Here is an 18,049-nt window from a genome sequence, read left to right as displayed (position 1 = left end):
GTACCAGCAGTCAGGGGAGAAGCCAGCGGTCGAACCAGGAGCGGGTCCGGCGCAGGACGTCGAGCTGGTGACGGCGTTCCCGGATCGAGTGGCCCTCTCTGGGGTAGATCACGAGTTCGTGCTCCACACCGAAGTGGCGCAGCGCCCGATGGAGGTACACGGACTGTCCGAGGGGGACGTTGGTGTCCTCGGCACCGTGCAGGATGAGCACCGGGGTGCGGATGCGGCTGGCGAAGGAGATCGGGCTGATCGCGTCATGCGGGTGCGGGCCGATGCCGGACCAGCCGGTGCTGCCACCGAGCGCGGCTTCAAATTGGCCGTTCTCCCCGGTGGCGGCGAGCATGCCCCAGTCGATGACGCCGGCACCGACCAGCGCGGCGCGGAACCGGTCGGTCTGGCCGACGGCCCAGGCGGACATGAAGCCGCCGTGGCTCCAACCGGCGATGCCCAGCCGGTCGGGGTCGGCGATGCCCTGGGCAATGATCAGGTCGATGCCGGTCAGGATGTCGGTCCACTCTTCCTGACCGACCCGGCCGGCGACGCTTGCGGCGAACTGGTGGCCGTGGCCCTGACCACCGCGCGGATTGGGCAGGAACACTGCGTATCCAGCGGTGGCCAGCCACTGTGCGCTGGGAAACCAGAACAACTGGCACCGGTCGGAGTAGCGATCGTACGGGCCACCATGCACGATCGTGATCAGTGGGAACGGGCCGTCGGATGCGGTTTGTCCGATCGGGAGTACGAGTAAGCCGTCCAGGTCGAGGCCGTCGTCGGCCCGGTAGGCCAGCGGTTGCTGCGTGCCGAGAGCGATGCCGTCCAGTTCGGGGCGGGTGTCGGTGATCCGTCGCAGCGGCCCGCTTGGAGGTCCGACGTGAACGTTGGCGGGTTGGTGACGGGTGCCGGTAAGCGCCGCGATCTCTGCGCCGGTAGGGGTGGTGGAGAGGTCGTCTAGGCGTCCGGAGTGCTGCGACACGTTCGTGGGGCCGGTGGGGTCGAGCCGGGCCAGGGTCGTGTTCAGGCCGTCGGCGAACACCACCAGCGGGGCGGCACCGGTCTGGCACAGTTCGGTGGGGCACATCAAGAGACCAGTGGTCCGGTTGCGTAGGGCGCGACTGGCCAGGGTCAGGTCGAACACGGCGGTGCCGGCCTGGAGAACCGGTGGGGTGAGTGCGACGTAACCGAGGTGCCAACCGTCCTCAGCCGGCCACCAGGCCAGGGAGCGTGCTTCGGTCTCGACCGGTCCGAGGTCCTCTGCGGTCCCGGTGGTGGGGTCGAACAGGTGTAGTTCGCCGGTACGGGGGCCGTAGTCGTTGTCGGCGCTGGCCCGGGTGAGCACGGCGAGCGGGCCACCGTCGGGCCGTTGCCGCAGTTCCACGACGTGCCGGTCGCCAAACACCTCCGGTGTGCTGATCTGGCCGGTGCGCAGGTCGAGCAGGCGCAGCCGGGCACGCGGTTCGCGTTCGCCAACGACGACGGCGTCGTCGCGGTCCCGGGCACGGCGCGCGTCTTGCTCGGTGGGTTCGTCCATGGCGAGCAGAGCGACCAGGTGGGGGTGGGCGAGTGGCAGGTGGTCGATGACGCCAGCGCGCCAACCGGTCAACACGCTCACCGTGCCATCGGCGAGGGCGAGCCGGTGCAACTGCGAGACACCGCGTTCGGCGCGGTCGGACAGGAAGAACAGCATGGCCGAGTCCGCTGACCAGCGTGGCCGAGACTCCGTTGCGGTGTCGGCGGTTGCCCGGCGTGATGCGGCGGCGTCATCGATGTCGGTGAGCCAGACTTCGGTGTCGAGGTGGTCACCGGTCCGGCTCAAGGGAGCGAGAACGTAGCAGAGCAGACGCCCGTTCGGGGCGAGGGCCGGGGTCTGCGGGGCGTGACCGTCAACCACGAGTTCGGCGGTCAGACCTGTCATGAGATAAGTTTGCCAACATCGACAGCGCGGTACGCAATCGAGCCAGCGTGGGTGCCCGGTGTGTTGCAAACCGAGGAGCACGGCAGGGCGACGCTCGCCGACGAGATGCTCAGCGGGCGACTTAGCTTGCCCGCCTGGCGAATTGCGCGGAACTGCCACACGCCCAAGTGCCGGCGCGAAGGATCGCGCCCTTCGGCTCCACCCGCCCGGGACCTTCGACCCTGCGGGCCGCAGTCGCTCCTGAGCAGCATGAAAGGGGAGGCTCCCGTTGAAAACTGGCGGATGAGTCCGCCGCAGGGGCCGGGACGGAGAATGGATCATGAGCGAGCAGCGCTTTGCCGAACGGGTCGCGGTCGTGACCGGAGCCGGATCGGGTATCGGCCAGGCGGTCGCCCGTCAGCTCGCGGTGGAGGGAGCCGTGGTCATCGGCTGTGACGTCGATGCCGAGGGTCTCGCCACGACCGCCAAGCTGGTGGAGGAGGACGGACACACCGCGACGATGATCGTTGTCGACATCACGGCATCGGCCGACATCGACCGGATCGTCGCCGCGCTGCCCGACCAGCGCGTCGACCTGCTGGCCAACGTGGCGGGGGTCATGGACCACTTCCTTCCCGTGACGGAACTGGACGATGCCACCTGGGACCGCGTCCTGGCGGTCAACCTCACCGGTCCGATGCGGCTGTGTCGGGCGCTGTTGCCGCTGATGATTGCGCGGAGCCGAGGTGCGATCGTCAACGTCTCGTCCATCGGGGGCCTCACCGGAGCGGTCGCCGGCAGTGCGTACGTCTCCTCGAAGCACGGGCTGGTCGGCCTGACCCGCTCGATCGCCAACCTCTACGCCGAGGACGGCATTCGGGCCAACGCGGTCTGCCCGGGCGGCGTCCAGACCAACATCGGCCGCAGTGCCGCGCCGAAGGTCCCGTGGGCCTACCAGCGTCTGGAGCGGTCATTCGGCCGGGTCACCCGGACGGCCACGCCCGCCGAGATCGCCACTCTGATCTGCTGGTTGGGCTCCGACGAGGCGGTCAACGTCAACGGGGCCGTCGTCGCCTCCGACGGAGGCTGGACCTCCTGACGTGGTCGCCGGTCAGCGGCATGGCCAAGCGGCTGTGCCGTCAGCAGGTCGACGTGAGTAGTCACCGTCGGTGCCTCTCGCCACGCGCCTTCGCCTTGCCATCGTCGGCAAGGCGAAGGCACTGGCCGTCTTGCTCTGTCGCCCTTGAGGCTCGATACCCGACGCTCGGCCGACCGGTTGCGCTTCCGCCCGCCCATGGAGTACGTGCCGGACGGGGTTCCCGCCTCTTCCCACCAGACGACCAAGGTTTGCGGCGAAGGTGTGCGGATTGAGGCTTAAGTCCGGAAGAGTGGTTTAGGTTCAGCACGTGACGTCCGACCTCGAGACCCAGCGACGAACGGTCTCGTTGCGCGTGACCCGACCCCGGTTGGTGGTGCTCGCAGCGCTGCGCGACCACCCGCACCTCCCAGCGATCCGCCGGCTCGGAAGGAAGTAGATGAGCGACTCTCAGGACAACGCCCCGGTCAGCGCGCAGGGCGTGGACAAGAAGGAAGCGGCCGGCTGCCCGGTCGCGCCCGACTCCGTGACCGCGCACGGCAGCGAGAGCGAGAACCCGGCGATCGATTCGCCTACTCCCAAGACCGGAGGCCGTCCGCGTACCAACCGGGACTGGTGGCCCAACCAGATCGACCTCTCGGTGTTGCATGCCCAATCGTCCAAGGTCAACCCGCTGGGGGAGGACTTCAGCTACGCCAAGGAGTTCGCCAAGCTCGACGTCGAGGCTCTGAAGCGGGACATCGTCGAGGTCCTCACCACGTCACAGGACTGGTGGCCGGCCGACTTCGGCCACTACGGCGGCCTGATGATCCGGATGAGCTGGCACTCGGCGGGCACCTATCGCATCCACGACGGTCGGGGCGGTGCCGGCGACGGTGGTCAGCGGTTCGCCCCGCTCAACAGCTGGCCGGACAATGCCAACCTCGACAAGGCCCGCCGGCTGCTGTGGCCGGTCAAGCAGAAGTACGGCCAGAAGATCTCCTGGGCCGATCTGCTCGTGCTCGCCGGTAACGTCTCCCTGGAGTCGATGGGCTTCAAGACCTTCGGGTTCGGCTTCGGCCGGGAGGACCTCTGGGAGCCCGAGGAGATCTTCTGGGGCCCGGAGGACGCCTGGCTCGGTGACGAGCGCTACGTCTCCGAGAAGGAGATGGTGGCCGGTGTCGGCGCGACCGAGATGGGTTTGATCTACGTCAACCCGGAAGGCCCTCTCGGCAACCCGGAGCCGGCCGCCGCAGCCCACTTCATCCGCGAGACCTTCGCCCGGATGGCGATGAACGACGAGGAGACCGTCGCCCTCATCGCCGGTGGCCACACCTTCGGCAAGACCCACGGCGCCGCCCTCGCCGATGACCACGTGGGCCCCGAGCCCGAGGCCGCCCCGCTGGAGGCACAGGGCCTGGGCTGGCTGAGCAGCTACGGCAGCGGCAAGGGCGGCGACACGATCACCAGTGGTCTCGAGGTGACCTGGACCGACGTGCCGACGCAGTGGAGCAACCGCTTCTTCGAGATCCTCTTCGGCTACGAGTGGGAACTCAGCATGAGCCCCGGCGGCGCGAAGCAGTGGGTCGCCAAGGACGCCGAGGCGATCGTCCCGGACGCCCACGACCCGTCGAAGAAGCACAAGCCGACGATGCTCACCACCGATCTGGCGCTGCGCGTCGACCCGACGTACGAGCAGATCTCACGCCGATTCATGGAGCACCCCGACGAGTTCGCGCTGGCCTTCGCCAAGGCCTGGTACAAGCTGCTGCACCGCGACATGGGCCCGGTCAGCCGCTTCCTCGGACCGTGGGTCCCGGAGCCCCAACTGTGGCAGGACCCGGTGCCGGCCGTCGACCACGAACTCGCCGGTGACGCCGATATCGCCGCTCTCAGGGCGAAGGTCCTGGAGTCCGGCCTGACGACCGCCCAGCTAATCTCGACCGCCTGGGCCTCGGCGGCCAGCTTCCGCTCCACCGACAAGCGTGGCGGGGCCAACGGCGCCCGGATCCGCCTCGAGCCGCAGCGCAGTTGGGGGGTCAACCAGCCCGACCAACTCGCGTCGGTGCTGACAACCCTGGAGGGCATCCAACAGGAGTTCAACTCCGGCGGCGGTGCGAAGATCTCGCTGGCGGACCTGATCGTGCTGGCTGGCTCGGCCGCCGTCGAGAAGGCGGCGCGCGACGCGGGCGTCGAGGTGACCGTACCGTTCCATCCGGGCCGCACCGATGCCAGCCAGGAGCGGACCGATGTCGAGTCCTTCCGGGTCCTCGAACCGCGCGCCGACGGCTTCCGCAACTACCTGCGGGCCGGGGAGAAGATCCAGCCGGAGACGCTGCTGCTCGACCGGGCGTACCTGCTCAACCTGACCGCGCCCGAGATGACCGTACTCATCGGCGGTCTGCGTGTCCTCGGTGCCAACGTCGGTGGCACGCGGCACGGCGTTCTCACCGATCGTCCCGGCGTGCTCACCAACGACTTCTTCGCCAACCTGCTCTCCCCGGGCACCCGGTGGAAGGCGTCGGAGTCCGACGAGCACGTGTACGAGATTCGCGACCTGGCCACCGACAAGGTGAAGTGGACCGCCACCGCGGTCGACCTCATCTTCGGCTCCAACTCCCAGCTACGGGCCCTCGCGGAGGTCTACGCCAGCCAGGACGCGCGCGACAGGTTCGTGACCGACTTCGTCGCGGCCTGGACCAAGGTCATGGAACTCGACCGGTTCGACCTCGCCTGATCCGGCCGTGAACGACGAGCCCCGGTCGATCCAACCGCGATCGACCGGGGCTCGTCCGCCGATTGGCCGGGTCGCGTGGAGCGACCCGGCCAACGCTTGTCAGGCTCGGACCGGCAGCGCCCAGGTGCTACCCGAGCAGGAGCCCAGGTAGAGGCCGGACAGGCCGTTCGGGCTGGGCGCGGTCAGGCACAGGCCGGACGCGGTGTTCCTCAGCGCGTTGCCGGCTTCGACGGTCCAGACCTGCGTCGCGTCCGTGGTGCTGCACGGGCCGCTGCCGACCTGTGTGCCGGACGCCGTGCCGCCACCGAGCGGCATCATGCACCTGTTCTGTCCCTCGATACGGCCGTCGGTGCGGATCGTGAACATCTGCGCGCCGGTGTAGTTGCACCCGAACAGCCACAGGCTGCTGTTCGGGCCGCCACGGTCGACGCAGTTGCCGGCCGGGTGGATGATCAGCCCGGCCGCGCCCGGCGCGATGACCAGCCAGACGAACGACGCGGTGGTCACGCCGGACGTCGACTGCACGCGCACCGACACCTGGTACCTGCCCGTGGTGGTCGGCGTGCCGGCGATCGTGGTGCCGGAGACGGTCAGGCCGGCCGGCAGCCCGGTCGCGGTCACGGTGGGTGTCGGGCCGCCGTTGTAGGTGACGCCGAGCACCAGCGACACGGCCGTGCCGGTGACGGACTGCTGCGGGACCGGCGTGATGATTCGCGGTGCGGTCGGCAGCGCCCACATCTGCAGTTCCGTCGCCGCACAGTTCGCGAGCGTGAACTGCACGTCGTAGTTCAGCGACGGCGCGGTCAGGCACTTACCGGAAGCCGGGTTGCGCAGCTCACCGTTCTCGGTCGCCTGCCACACCTTGTTCGCGGCACCGTCGCAGCTGCCCCAGGTGACGAGCGTGGCCGCGACCATGCAGCCGCCCTGCACCTCCAGTGCGCCGTCCGTGCGGACGATCCACTGCTGGGTGCCGCTGTCGCTGCAGCCCCAGACCAGGATCGGGTTGCCGTCCTCGGTCCTGCCGCGCGAGTTGTCCAGGCACCAGCCGCTCGCGTGGCGGATCTGACCGTGGAAGACGGTCCACTGGAACGACGTGGCACCGATGCCGCCGGCCGAGTCGGTGACCGTGACGATCGCCTCGCCGGATCCGATGGCGGTGGGCGTGCCGGAGAGTGCGCCGGTCGACGCGTTCAGGGTGACGCCGGATGGCAGGCCGGTGGCCGCGTACTGGCTGATGGTCTTGGCCGACTGCGCGGCGATGGTCAGCGTCGGAGCGGTGGTGGTCGTCCACTGCTGCTTCGTGACAGCATCGAGCGTGACCGGGGCGGTCGGCAGGTTCCAGGCCTGGCCGGCGCGGGTGGCGCAGGTGGCGATCGTCAGCTTTGCGTAGGTGTCCCCGGTCGGCGCCGTGAGGCACTTCCCGGTCGCGGTGTGCCGCAGCGTGCTGCCGGAAACCGCCCAGACCTGCGCCGCCGCGGTACCGCAGTCGCTCAACACGACGGAGACACCGTCGTCGGCCACGGTAATGCACTTGGCGAACACCTCAAGACGGCCGTCGGACCGGACCGTCCACATCTGCGCGGCGGCGCCGTTGCAGGGGTGGAGCTGGATCGGGTTGCCGTTCTGGCTGCTGGCGTTGGCCGAGTCGGCGCAGTAGCCGTTGATCCCGAGGATCCGACCGTCGCCGACCTGCCAGGTGAAGGACGCAGTGCCGGTCTGGCCCGCCTCGTTCGCCACGGTGAGCGTGACGGCGGACGTCGTACGCGTGGTGGCCGTACCGCTGATCATCCCCGTCGAGGCGTTGATCGACAGGCCGGCCGGTAGGTTGGTCGCGGACCAGGTGAGCCGCTGCGTGGTGTCCAGGTTCGAGGCGAACACCGCCTTGCGGACCACAGTGCCCTTGACCATGCCCTGGAAGCCCGGGTTCTCCACCGAGATCACGTCCTGGCCCAGGCCGGACGGCGCCTTGAACGTCTGGAGGGTCCCCGCTGCGCAGGTCGCAAGCGACAGCCGCGCACTCCAGTTCGTGGACGCGGCGGTCAGGCACTGGCCGGTGGCTGGGTTGACCACCTCGCCGTTGCTCCGCGCGGTCCAGACCTGAGCGGAGGAGCCGTCACAGGTACGCAGCACCACCTGAGACCCCGCGGTCATGCACTTGCCCTGCACCTCGAACCGGCCGTCGGCGTGCGCGGTGAACAGTTGCGCACCGTTGTTGGTCATGCACGGGAAGAGTTGGAGCGGGTTGCCGTCCGTGGTGTTGCTGCTGTTGTTGTCCACGCACAGTGAGCCCGGCCCGCCGAACGCGCCACGGCCCAGGATCACATTCCAGCGGAACGACGTGGTGGTGCTGGCGCCGGCCGCGTCGGTCGCGGTGACCTGCGCGATGCTGCTGCCTCCCGTGGTTCCGGTGCCGCTGATCACGCCGGTCGTGGCGTTGATCGACAGCCCGGCGGGCAGACCGGTGGCGGCGAAGCGGACCGCGGTCGGCGCGGTGATCTTCCTCAGCGTCACGACCTGGCCGACCGCCGTGTACTGCGCGCCCGGGTTCGTCACGGCGGGGCCGCTGCCGCAGCGTGTGTTCAGCAGCCGGTCCGGCGATCCGACGCCGGGGTCGGAGATCAGGCCGGTGGTGGCGCAGCCGACCAGCGCGTCGCGGACCTGCGCGGACGTGGCCGACGGGTGCGTGGCCAGGTAGACGGCGGCGGCACCGGCCACGATCGGCGCGGACAGCGACGTGCCGCCGGACGTCACGGTTGCGTCGTCCGCGGTCCAGGCGCCAGTCTTGATGTCGGTGCCGGGCGCGAAGATGTCGACACACGAGCCGTAGTTCGAAAAGCCCGCGCGACGGTCCCGGTCATCGGTGGCACCGACCACGATCGCCTCGGAGACGCGCTGCGGCGAGGTGGCGCAGGCACCGTTGTTGGAGTTGCCGGCGGCGATGACGTAGGTGACGCCGGACGCGGTCGAGGCACGGATCGCGTTGTCCAGCGCATCCTGTGGGCCGGTAGACCAGCTCATGTTCACCACGGCCGGGCGCGGCGCGGTGCTGGTGACCCAGTCGATCGCGGTCAGCGCGTCGGCGGCCGCACCCGCGCCGTCGCAGCCGAGCACGCGCACCGGATGCACGGTTGCCTTCTTCGCCACGCCGTAGACCGTGCCGGCGGCCGCGCTGGCCACGGCGGTGCCGTGCCCGCCGCAGTCGTTGTGGTCGGTGCCGGGGGTGCTGTCACCGATCCGGCCGGCGAACTCGGAGTGCGTGGCGCGTACGCCGGTGTCGAACACGTAGATGTGCGCGCCGGAGCCGTCATTGTCGTAGTCATAGGTGCCGCTGGGGGTGCGGCCGGTCTGGTCGACCCGGTCCAGGCTCCAGGAGGGATCGGTCTGGGTGCCGGCGGCGGTGACCACCAGGTCCGGCCGTACGGACGCGACGCGCGTGTCGCGGGCGAGCCGCTCGGCATCGGCCGCGGACATGCGCGCCGAGAAGCCGTGCAGCGCCGTAGTCCAGACGTTGCCGAGCTTGCCCGAGTAGTCGGCGGCCAGGTCACGCGCGTCCGAGCGGATCCGCGCCGCTTCCTTCGCCTTGACGGTGACGATGTAGCTGCCGGGAATAGCCGTACCGGCTTGCGGGGCGGCACCCTTCGATGCCGGGGGTGTGGCAGCAGCCGGAGTGATCGTGGGTGTGGCAGCGGCACGAGCGACCGTAGTGCTTGCCGGAACGGCAGGAGTCTGCCGGGTGGTGGCCTGGCTGGTGGGCGTGCCGTCGACCGGCATGGCCGCAGGGGTGCGGGCGTTGGGGAAGTCCGGCGGGACCGCCGAAGCGGTCAGGGCAAGCAGCGGGAGCACCAGCAGTGCACCAGCCGCCGGCAGGAGACGGTGCCGGGGCGCGGTACCCGGCCTTCGAAGATGATTCATACAGACGCTTTCTCCCGGTTGAGGGCTGTCATCACTTGCCGGTACGAAGTGGTGAAACCGGCCGTATTCAGGCGCGTCATGCTATACCGGTCGTCCATCATGGATGATTGACGGACGTCACCACACCTCCTTTTGGGGGGCATCCCTGGCCCCGCCAAATCCGACCGATCGGTACGCGGCTATCTGCTGAATGACCGCCTACCGGGCCTATGTGGCAGGGCTGGGATCAACGAGCTGGACAATGTGGGTACGGGCCTGGTGGAGCATCCGTTCGGCGGCGAGGACAGCGCTACCCGTGTCGAGGAGGCGACGCTCCCAGGCGGGGTGGGGAATCGGAAGCTCAACGGGCATCAGCTCGTTCATCATGGCGACGAGTTCGTAGACCAGCAGGTGTGCGGCCAGTGCTTCGCGTGCGGCGTACTCGATGATGTTGTCGATGGGGCTGTCCGGGTCGGGCAGGCAGGTTGGTGCGGGTAGTCGCGCCCGACGGACCTTGGTGCGGTGGCGTTCCAGCTTGTCGACGCTGGTGACGGCCAGGAGGCCGGCGAGGATGCCGAGGGCAGCGGAAAAGGCCCCGGACTGGTCGGCGGTGCCGGTGAGGGCGGCTACGCCGATTCCGGTGATGATGAAGAGATCGAACTTCCGGTACCAGGTGCGGTAGATGTTCTGCGCGCGGTCGAGGGCGTGTGCGGTGTCGCGGAGGGCGTTGGTGGCGTTCCGGCCGGTGGGTTGGTCGCCGTGGGTGGCATGGACGAGCCAGGCAACATCGCGTACGTGTTCGGCGGCGATGGCGGCGTAGTCCGAGATCAGGCGGCAGGTTTCCCGGTCTGGTGGCGGTGCCGTGCGGCTGTCTGCTGCTGTCGGAGGTACGGAGTGTGTGGAGCCCTGCGGTGTCATCGGATCACATCCGAAGTGGGGACGATGGGGCGGTCGGGGAATGCGGCGGGGCCGCCGCTGAAGGGTTGGCTTTGCGGCGGCCCCGCCGGTTTCGGGTGCCCGTCGGGCTGCGTTGCCGCGCAGGTCGACGGGAGTCCCAGGGATGGTTAGCTGTCGACTTGCGGCGTGCGGCCGGGTCGCCACATGGGGTGGATGGTGTGGCGGCGGGTGAGATGTAACGGTGGCCGAGCCTGGTAGCCGTGGTGGCTGAGTACGTCCCGGTGGGCGTCGCTGAAGGCTTCGGTGTAGGCGGCGGTGCCGTAGCGGTCGATCCGGCTGTGGTGATGATCGAGGAGTCTGGTGGCGATGCCGGTGCCGCGATGATCGGGGTGGATGGCCAGTAGTGCGAGGTGTTCGTGGCCTATCTCGGGGCGTTGCCCGTCGAGGAGTCGGCCGAGGGTGGTGAACCGCTCAATGTGCTCGCTGCAAGCAGCAGCCAGCCGGGCCTCGTATGCGGCCGGTGGTGGGATCTGCCGGTAGCGGTGGAACCAGACGCCGGCTCCGATGGGCCTATCAGTGTCGGCGAGGATGTCGACTTCACCGAAGAAGAGGGCATGTTCGACCCAGATCCGGATGGCCTCAGCGAGGACAGTGGGGCGTTGCTGCTGGTCGGGGACGAGCCAGTCGGCCAGGGGCAGGTCGTGGGCGGCCTCGGTGACGAGCGCGGCGATCGTGGCGACCTCGGCGTATCGGGCACGTCGTACGACGGGGGCGTGGGCGCTGACCATCAGCTCTCACCGTCGCTTTCGTTGTCGTCTGGTGTGGGTGCTGTCTTCTTGTCAGGTGTGGGGTCCGGCTGCAGTAGGGGTTTGGTGGGTGGATTCGGGACCGGCTCGTAGTCACCGCTGTACATGACAAACCACCTTTCGATCATAAATTGGGTGGGGGCCGCCGCCCTTTTTGCGGGAGTGGGGCGGTGGCCCCCTATCTGATGCGTTCCCTCTCGTGGCTTCCTGTGGCCACCGCATCCGATAGAGACATGTTGGTATGCGAACGACTACGCTCGGAATACCTACGAGGTCGGCGAGTGTGGATCGGGCCGGTTGTTAGTGGCTGAAGGGCTCGCCGAATGACTTGAATGCGAACTGAAGGCAGGGGGAAGGCGCGGGTGAGAACCGGAATCGACTTCTTGATCACGGAATTGCGAGAGGCGCGGGTATCCCGTGGTATGTCGCAAGAGGAGTTCGGGCGGCTCATCAACTACAGCGGTGCGCATGTCGGCAACGTCGAGAGTGGGCACCGCCCGGTCAAGGCGGACTACATCCGGGCAGTGGATCAGGCACTGAACACCGGCGGCCTCTACCTGCGGCTGTTCGAGAGGCTGGGCGCCCCGATCTGGCTGCGCGAGTGGATCGAAGACGAGCAGCGCGCCGTGTCCCTACGCTGGTACGAGCCAGCATGGGTGCCTGGCGTCTTGCAAACCGAGGAGTACGCCAGGGCAACCCTTGCCGACGAGATGCTCAGCGTGGCTGCGGTCGACGGTCTCGTCTCATCCCGGCTCAGCCGCCAAGCGCTGTTGCACCGGGACCCCCCACCCTTGCTGACCCTTGTGCTGGACGAGAACGTCATCCGGCGCACGGCCGCACATCAGCGTCACATGCTGGCGGCCCAGCTTGCCCACCTAGCGAAGTGCGCGGAACTGCCACACGTACAAGTGCACATTGTCCCGGCTGAAACCGGCCTCTACACCGGCATCAGCGGTCCGTTTGTGCTCGCCGGCTTGCCCAATGGTGGCCGGGTGGCGTGTGCAGATGGCCACCTCTCGGCGCAGATCACGGATCGCATCGAAGATATTGCTACCCTCGAAGCCAGGTGGGAGCGGGTTCGCGCGGTAGCTCTCCCGCGCCTGCAATCCCTCAAGATGATCAAAGAGGCGGCAGCATTATGAACATGACGGGCGCTCACTGGCGCAAGAGCACGCGTAGCGGGAGCAACGGCGGCAACTGCGTCGAGGTTGCCGACAATCTATCTGGTGTCGTCCTGGTTCGGGACACCAAGGATCGTGACGGCGGCACCCTGACCTTCGGCCCGACCGCCTGGGCGGGCTTCGTCGCCTCCGCCAAGTCCGGCGCGTTCGAGCTTCGCTAACGCAGCGACGACTCTCTCGAACCCCTGGCCCCATCCTCAAGGGCCAGGGGTTCGCTGTCTTTTTCGACAGTGGTGTGCCCGGTCGCGCTGCCGGTCGTGACGGGCTGGCAACGAGCCGACAAGGGCGACGTAGCGGGTCTCAAGTGGTGCACATCAACATGTACTCGCCCGGTCGATGGGTACGACCAGGACCACGGTGAAGACCAAACCCAGTGTCGAGGCGGCCAGCCAGGGCCAGGGATTCCTGCGGTGGCCCGAAAGACCCCACCAGGCTACGGCGAGGGACAGGATGGCGGTCAGCGTCATCAGTGCGCTGAGCACGGCTCGGGTGGTCATCTCTTGTTGGAGAGAATCGATCGTGTCGTTCGGGCATGGTGCTGAGGGCGCGAATGTCACCAGGGTGAGAAGGCAGCCGAGAAGGGCGACCAGACCGAGTAGCACGGTCAAGATCGTGGCCGCCAGGACAGCCGCAGGGGATCGCATAGGCGCGAGGTTACGCATCCGTGGTCACGGGCATGACACGCCTGGGTGACAGCAGCCGGTACCGGCATTACTGGTCTCGCTTGGGGTCTGCGGGCAGCTCGGTCCAGCACGGTCAGCCGTGCGTGTTGGGCGGCAGGTAGGCGATGGAGGCGGATGGTCGTGGCCGACGATGATGTGCAGCGCGGCAGTACCTTGAACGCCGACCACTGACGGCGACGTACCTGATCGGGCGTGGCGGCACAGGCAGATCTGGGGCGACGGCGGACGGTTGGACTGCCGGGCGCGAGTGAAGCAGAGGACGACGGTTGATGGCCAAGAAGCGCGGCAGGTCCGCCCGTGCCGCAGAGGGCATCCGACAGGATCGGATCTGGGCCTCCGTCCTGGCGCTGATCGTGCTGGTACTTGGTCTGGTGCTCGCGGGAGTCACCGGTGGATACCGGTGGTATCAGGCCAGCAAGGCGGAACGGTTGCGTGCCGATGGGGTGCCGGTCGTGGCGCAGGTGCTGGAGCGCCGGAATACGATGGGCCGGGGCGGTGGTCGGGACACCATTGTGGTCAGCTACGCATACCAGGGGACGACGTACACGAAGCGAATCCTCTGCGCTGGTCCGAACGGCTGTGATCGGAATCCGCCGCCGGAGATCTTCGTACGGATAGACCCGGCCAAGCCGGAAGATTTCGTCACCAACAACGGCAGCACCGATGATTCGGTGTTCTTCTTCAACTCCAACGGCGGAATCCCGTACGGCATCGTCATAGCCCTTGTCGGCGGCAGCATGCTGATATCCGCGCGGCTCGCCCGCCGGCAGTCCGCGACAGTCGGCCGATCCCGGGTGAAGTCATCGACGCGTCGTCGTCCATCATCTAATCGTCGGCAAAGTACGCGCCGAAAGTAGTGAACGCTCTCCTGGCGCAGCCGCCCGCCGCCGCGATCCTCGGCTACGCCCTAGCCCGCCACCGACCCGATCGATGGAATGAGACGGGCCGATCCCATATGCTCGGGGATGTGGCGATTCAACGGATGGACAACGTCAGCATCGTTGTCGGCGATCTTGAGGCTGTCACTGCCTTCTTCGTCGAGCTTGGCATGGAGTTGGAGGGCGAGGCGCCCATCGAGGGACGTTGGGTGGACCGTATCGTCGGGCTCGACAACGTCCGAGTCGACATCGCAATGATGCGGACCCCGGACGGCCACGGCCGGCTTGAGCTGACGAAGTTTCATACGCCAGTGGCAATCAGTGCCGAGCCGAAAAACGCGCCGGCGAACACGCCGGGCATTCGTCGCATCATGTTCGCCGTCGATGACATTGAGGACGTCCTTGCCCGCCTGCGGACCCATGGTGCCGAACTCGTAGGCGAGCTGGAGCAGTATGAGGACAGCTATCGGCTCTGTTACGTACGCGGGCCAGAGGGCATCATGATCGCATTGGCCGAGCAGCTCCAGAAGGCTGACTAGCGCGGCATCCGAGACGGATTCCTGGCGCGGGATTGGTGTTGTGGCCAGAGGTCGTAGAAACCTCGGCCATCTCGTACTGGAAGCTCTGGTGCGAGCGTTCAAGGTACTTGCGGCTGAAGGGTCCGTGGTTTTTCTCGTACCTTGCTCGACCGGGTGGAGTCCAGACACAGGATTCTGGTACGGCATCCGCGCCGTCGGGAACGAACGTGAGGATCTCGCCGATAGCTGCCACCCCGAGCGCGAATGTCTGCCGGCGCGCGGCGTTCACAGCCGAAGCATGGTGCGTGGACCCGCAACTGGGACCTCATATCCGACAGCACTTGCTGGAGTATTAGAGCTTGCACTGAGCGCCCCGGATCGGGATCGGGTCGGTGGTGTAGATGTGGCGGCCGTCGGTGGCCCGTACCTGGAAGCAGTATCGGCGCGTCGGGTCGACCGGCACCCGCATGGTGCGCTGCCGGTTGGCGACCAGCACCATCGTGTCGATCCGTTCACCCGCTACGACAACGGCGAAATCCAGGTCGCCATCGGCGCGCCAGGTCAGGTCGACGTGGCTGCCCCGGTCGGCTGGCGGGGCCAGTTCGAGGTTCACCTTCGGAGGTGCGGCCGACGGTGGTGCCTGTGCGGCTTCCTCGGCGATCGTCGGGGGAGCAACCGGCTGCGCCGGGCCACCCTGTTGCAGGACCAGCGGTACGACGGCCAGCCCCACGACGACCGCACCGAGGCCGACCAGCAGGCCCGGTCGCCAGCGAGTACCCGGCCGCTTGGACCGGGCGGACGAGGTGTCCTCACCGGTGCGATAGACAAGGACGCGTCCAACCCCGGCATCTTCAGGCAGCGCGGTGTCAGTCGGCCCGACTGGGGTGGTCGTCACGGCCGACGCAGGTGGCCCCTCTGACGACGCAGGTGGCCCATTTGGCGGTGCGGACCCGCCGGGAGTTGGGCCGGAAGGATAGCTTCCAGCGAAGTCGTCGAAGTCGAAGTCGTCCGGGTCGTCGGGGGCGTCGGGGGCGTCCTGATCGTCCTGCGAGTCGCCGGTCCGGTCATTCGTATCGTCCGAGTGGGTGGCCTCAGCGGGGTCAGTGCTGGTCGGGGTGGTTGCCGGCACCTGGGCGGGCAGCGCCTGCTGGTCAGCGGACGGGGCGGTCACTGCCCGGTGCAAATCCTGGAAGAACGATGCCACGCTCGCCGCGCCCGATGGCCGATCCGCTGGGTCCTTGGCCAACAGCCTGCCGATCAGGTCGGAGAGTTCGGCGGGGACGCCCACGCCTTGGGCTGGCGGCACCGGCTCCCGCAACACCCGCAGGATCCGCTCGCCCGGCGGCTGACCGATGCGGTGCGGGAACGGCGGCGTGCCGACCAACGCGGCGTACAGCACCGCGCCCAGTCCGTACAGGTCGGAGGCCGCGGATCGGACGTCGTCGCGCAGTGTCTCCGGGGCGGTGTATTCCAGGGCGTGCATCGGGTCGCGGGGAAACCGCTCCCGCAGGGCCAGCCCGAAGTCGGCGAGGACCGGCTCGCCGGACCGTCGGTACAGCACGTTGTGCGGCGTCACCCCGCCGTGTACGACACCCACGCGGTGGGCCGCTGCCAGAGCGCTGGCGACCGCCCATCCGATGCCGAGCACTTCGGGTACGGCCAGCCGGGCGTCGCCGACGTCGAGCGATTCAGCCAGCGAACCCTGACACCGTTCCATCCGTACGCCTGATCGCCCGTCCGCATCGTCGACGACACCGTCGATGGGCAGGATCGAGCGTACCGACCGTACGGTGTGCAACGCCTGGCGCTCGCGGTCGAGCCGCGTGGCGGTGTCGCGGTCGAACCTGTCGGCGAATATCTTGACCGCGACCTCGGTGCCGGTGTCCGTAAGTCGACCTGTGTGGACGGTGGCGACAGGGCCGGTGGCGAGCACCGTCGGGTCGATGACGACACCGCCTGTCGCAATGTCCACCGGTCCATACCCTTTCGGCTTCACCGTCGGCGCTAGCACAAACCCAATCTAGGTACGGCGACCAGCGGCCAGTGCGGCACGGCAGCTTCCTGCCTATGCCAACCGCTGTCGGCTGTCCTGGTCGAAGCTGCTCTCATGCAGACTACCGGCCTGGTCAGGGTTACCGTCGCCACTGCGCATCGACGGATCGACATGGCATTGCCGGAGCACGCCGCCGTCGCCGAGATTCTTCCTGGCCTGCTGGCCCGGGCTGGCGAGGGACTGGCCGACGACGGCGTCGCCAACGGTGGCTGGCTACTGCGCCGGGCCGACGGCATGGCGTTCGACCTGGACCGGACGCTGGCGTCACATCGGGTGCGGGACGGGGAGATCCTGCACCTGGCGCAGCGGCGGATCGACTGGCCGGAACTGGAGTACGACGACCTGGTCGATGCCATCGCCACCGGTTCGGGTCGTATCGGACACGCGTGGGGTCCGCGGCATACCCGGCACGCCGGGTTGGCGGCTGGGGCCTTCGCGCTGCTGCTTGGCCTGGTCGCGGTGCTGCGAGCGGGCCCCCCGTGGACGCCACCGGCGCTGTGGGCGCTCGCCGTGTCCGCGTTGCTCCTGGTCGCCGCCGTGGTGGTGGCCCGTGCGGTCGGTGATGCCGGCGTGGGTACGGTGCTCGCGGCGATCGCGTTGCCGTTCGCGTTTACCGGCGGCGGGCTGCTACTCGCCGACGACAAGCCGCTGACCGGGCTGTCTGCGGGCCATCTGCTGGTCGCCGGGGCGATGTTGCTGCTGGTGGCACTGGTGGGCCAGATTGGGGTGACCACCGCTCCGGCGGTCTTCGCCGGGGCGGCCACGGTAGGCCTGCTCGGGGTGGTGGGCGGTTGGCTGGCCACCCTCGACGAGGTCGAGTCGTACGAGGCTGCGGCCGTGGTCGGAGGCGGTCTTCTGGCGCTCTCCACCACGTTCGCCCCGCTGGCGTTACGGCTCGGTCGGGTGCCGATGCCGGTGCTGCCGCGATCCGCTGCGGACCTGGTCCGGGACGATCCGCAGCCGCGTCTTGAGCTGGTCCACGCCGCGGTGGCCAGGGCGGAAGGGCTGCTTACCGGCATGCTGGTCGGGTCGTGCGTGGCGGTGCTGTGCTGCCAGGTGGTGCTGATCCGCAGCGACAGTGTGGCCGCCGTGGTGCTGGTTGGGGTGCTTGCCGCCGGTTTCCTGTTGCGTGCGCGGCTGTATCCGATACTGCGCCACCGGGCACCGTTGCTGGCCACCGGGATTTTCGGCGTCGGGTGCCTCTTCGCGGGCCCGGTGATGGCCGATCGAGGTGCGCTGCTGGCCTCCACCGGGCCGCTGCTGCTCGCCCTGGGCGCCGGCGTCATCGTGGCTGGCGTCGGGTACAGCACCCGCACCCCTAACCTCTATCTGGGGCGGTTCGCTGAGTACGCCGAAATGCTGATCATGGCCGCCATCGTGCCGGTGGCCTGTTCGGTGCTCGGCCTCTACGGCTACGTACGCGGGCTGGGGGGCTGAGC

General features: G+C 68.4%; 13 protein-coding genes and 1 pseudogene. 8 read left to right on the top strand and 6 right to left on the bottom strand.

The window, feature by feature from the left end:
• Positions 1-10: 10 nt before the first annotated feature.
• The gene (locus FHR38_RS00730) at positions 11-1,912 is read right to left on the bottom strand and encodes a S9 family peptidase (protein WP_184531868.1); all 1,902 of its coding nucleotides are present in this window, start codon (positions 1,910-1,912) and stop codon (positions 11-13) included.
• 319 nt (positions 1,913-2,231) lie between these two features.
• Here FHR38_RS00730 and FHR38_RS00725 point away from each other — a divergent pair, with 319 nt between their 5' ends.
• The 3 genes and pseudogenes from FHR38_RS00725 to katG all read left to right on the top strand — a co-directional run bounded on the left by FHR38_RS00725 (position 2,232) and on the right by katG (position 5,703).
• Positions 2,232-2,990, top strand: a complete 759-nt coding sequence (locus tag FHR38_RS00725; protein WP_184531866.1) for an SDR family NAD(P)-dependent oxidoreductase — start codon at positions 2,232-2,234, stop codon at positions 2,988-2,990.
• A 307-nt stretch (positions 2,991-3,297) separates the two neighbouring features.
• Positions 3,298-3,396: pseudogene (locus FHR38_RS31765) on the top strand (transcriptional repressor); the annotation flags it as partial.
• A gap of 30 nt (positions 3,397-3,426) precedes the next feature.
• Positions 3,427-5,703 carry a catalase/peroxidase HPI gene (gene katG, locus FHR38_RS00715; RefSeq protein WP_184531864.1) on the top strand — a complete coding sequence of 759 codons (2,277 nt, stop codon included), beginning with the start codon at positions 3,427-3,429 and terminating at the stop codon, positions 5,701-5,703.
• Between the two features lie 99 nt (positions 5,704-5,802).
• Here katG and FHR38_RS00710 read toward each other — a convergent pair whose 3' ends face one another.
• The 3 genes from FHR38_RS00710 to FHR38_RS00700 all read right to left on the bottom strand — a co-directional run bounded on the left by FHR38_RS00710 (position 5,803) and on the right by FHR38_RS00700 (position 11,279).
• Positions 5,803-9,615, bottom strand: a complete 3,813-nt coding sequence (locus tag FHR38_RS00710; protein WP_184531862.1) for a ricin-type beta-trefoil lectin domain protein — start codon at positions 9,613-9,615, stop codon at positions 5,803-5,805.
• Between the two features lie 207 nt (positions 9,616-9,822).
• Positions 9,823-10,512: a hypothetical protein gene (locus tag FHR38_RS00705; protein WP_184531859.1), complete on the bottom strand. Its 690-nt coding sequence runs from the start codon at positions 10,510-10,512 to the stop codon at positions 9,823-9,825.
• Positions 10,513-10,658: 146 nt separating this feature from the next.
• Positions 10,659-11,279, bottom strand: a complete 621-nt coding sequence (locus FHR38_RS00700; protein ID WP_184531857.1) for a GNAT family N-acetyltransferase — start codon at positions 11,277-11,279, stop codon at positions 10,659-10,661.
• A 380-nt stretch (positions 11,280-11,659) separates the two neighbouring features.
• On the opposite strand from FHR38_RS00700, the gene FHR38_RS00695 reads away from it, so the two are divergent.
• Both FHR38_RS00695 and FHR38_RS00690 read left to right on the top strand, forming a co-directional pair.
• Positions 11,660-12,439, top strand: coding sequence for a helix-turn-helix domain-containing protein (locus tag FHR38_RS00695; protein WP_184531855.1), 780 nt, complete (start codon positions 11,660-11,662; stop codon positions 12,437-12,439).
• Positions 12,440-12,441: 2 nt separating this feature from the next.
• Positions 12,442-12,639, top strand: coding sequence for a DUF397 domain-containing protein (locus FHR38_RS00690; protein ID WP_184531853.1), 198 nt, complete (start codon positions 12,442-12,444; stop codon positions 12,637-12,639).
• A gap of 153 nt (positions 12,640-12,792) precedes the next feature.
• Here the strand turns inward: FHR38_RS00690 and FHR38_RS00685 are convergent, their stop codons facing one another.
• Entirely contained in the window at positions 12,793-13,122 is a 330-nt protein-coding gene (locus FHR38_RS00685; RefSeq protein ID WP_184531851.1) for a hypothetical protein, read from the bottom strand.
• 308 nt (positions 13,123-13,430) lie between these two features.
• Between FHR38_RS00685 and FHR38_RS00680 the strand changes: the two genes are divergently transcribed.
• Complete coding sequence (locus FHR38_RS00680; RefSeq protein WP_184531849.1) at positions 13,431-14,018, top strand: DUF3592 domain-containing protein; 588 nt, start codon at positions 13,431-13,433, stop codon at positions 14,016-14,018.
• A 110-nt stretch (positions 14,019-14,128) separates the two neighbouring features.
• The gene (locus FHR38_RS00675; protein ID WP_312881691.1) at positions 14,129-14,578 is read left to right on the top strand and encodes a VOC family protein; all 450 of its coding nucleotides are present in this window, start codon (positions 14,129-14,131) and stop codon (positions 14,576-14,578) included.
• A 331-nt stretch (positions 14,579-14,909) separates the two neighbouring features.
• Here the strand turns inward: FHR38_RS00675 and FHR38_RS31445 are convergent, their stop codons facing one another.
• On the bottom strand, positions 14,910-16,529 hold the full coding sequence (locus FHR38_RS31445) for a serine/threonine protein kinase (protein ID WP_221448862.1): 1,620 nt from the start codon (positions 16,527-16,529) through the stop codon (positions 14,910-14,912).
• Positions 16,530-16,664: 135 nt separating this feature from the next.
• On the opposite strand from FHR38_RS31445, the gene eccD reads away from it, so the two are divergent.
• Complete coding sequence (gene eccD, locus FHR38_RS00665; RefSeq protein WP_184531847.1) at positions 16,665-18,047, top strand: type VII secretion integral membrane protein EccD; 1,383 nt, start codon at positions 16,665-16,667, stop codon at positions 18,045-18,047.
• The last annotated feature ends 2 nt before the right edge of the window (positions 18,048-18,049 follow it).

The sequence above is a fragment of the Micromonospora polyrhachis genome (assembly GCF_014203835.1).
GTDB lineage: Bacteria > Actinomycetota > Actinomycetes > Mycobacteriales > Micromonosporaceae > Micromonospora_H > Micromonospora_H polyrhachis.
This window is presented reverse-complemented; position numbering and strand designations above follow the sequence as displayed.

Bases quoted from the DNA above. Each gene is read 5' to 3' on its own strand.
- FHR38_RS00730 (WP_184531868.1), bottom strand. From the start codon at position 1,912: ATGACAGGTCTGACCGCCGAACTCGTGGTTGACGGTCACGCCCCGCAG.
- FHR38_RS00725 (WP_184531866.1), top strand. From the start codon at position 2,232: ATGAGCGAGCAGCGCTTTGCCGAACGGGTCGCGGTCGTGACCGGAGCC.
- katG (WP_184531864.1), top strand. From the start codon at position 3,427: ATGAGCGACTCTCAGGACAACGCCCCGGTCAGCGCGCAGGGCGTGGAC.
- FHR38_RS00710 (WP_184531862.1), bottom strand. From the start codon at position 9,615: ATGAATCATCTTCGAAGGCCGGGTACCGCGCCCCGGCACCGTCTCCTG.
- FHR38_RS00705 (WP_184531859.1), bottom strand. From the start codon at position 10,512: ATGACACCGCAGGGCTCCACACACTCCGTACCTCCGACAGCAGCAGAC.
- FHR38_RS00700 (WP_184531857.1), bottom strand. From the start codon at position 11,279: ATGGTCAGCGCCCACGCCCCCGTCGTACGACGTGCCCGATACGCCGAG.
- FHR38_RS00690 (WP_184531853.1), top strand. From the start codon at position 12,442: ATGACGGGCGCTCACTGGCGCAAGAGCACGCGTAGCGGGAGCAACGGC.
- FHR38_RS00685 (WP_184531851.1), bottom strand. From the start codon at position 13,122: ATGCGATCCCCTGCGGCTGTCCTGGCGGCCACGATCTTGACCGTGCTA.
- FHR38_RS00680 (WP_184531849.1), top strand. From the start codon at position 13,431: ATGGCCAAGAAGCGCGGCAGGTCCGCCCGTGCCGCAGAGGGCATCCGA.
- eccD (WP_184531847.1), top strand. From the start codon at position 16,665: ATGCAGACTACCGGCCTGGTCAGGGTTACCGTCGCCACTGCGCATCGA.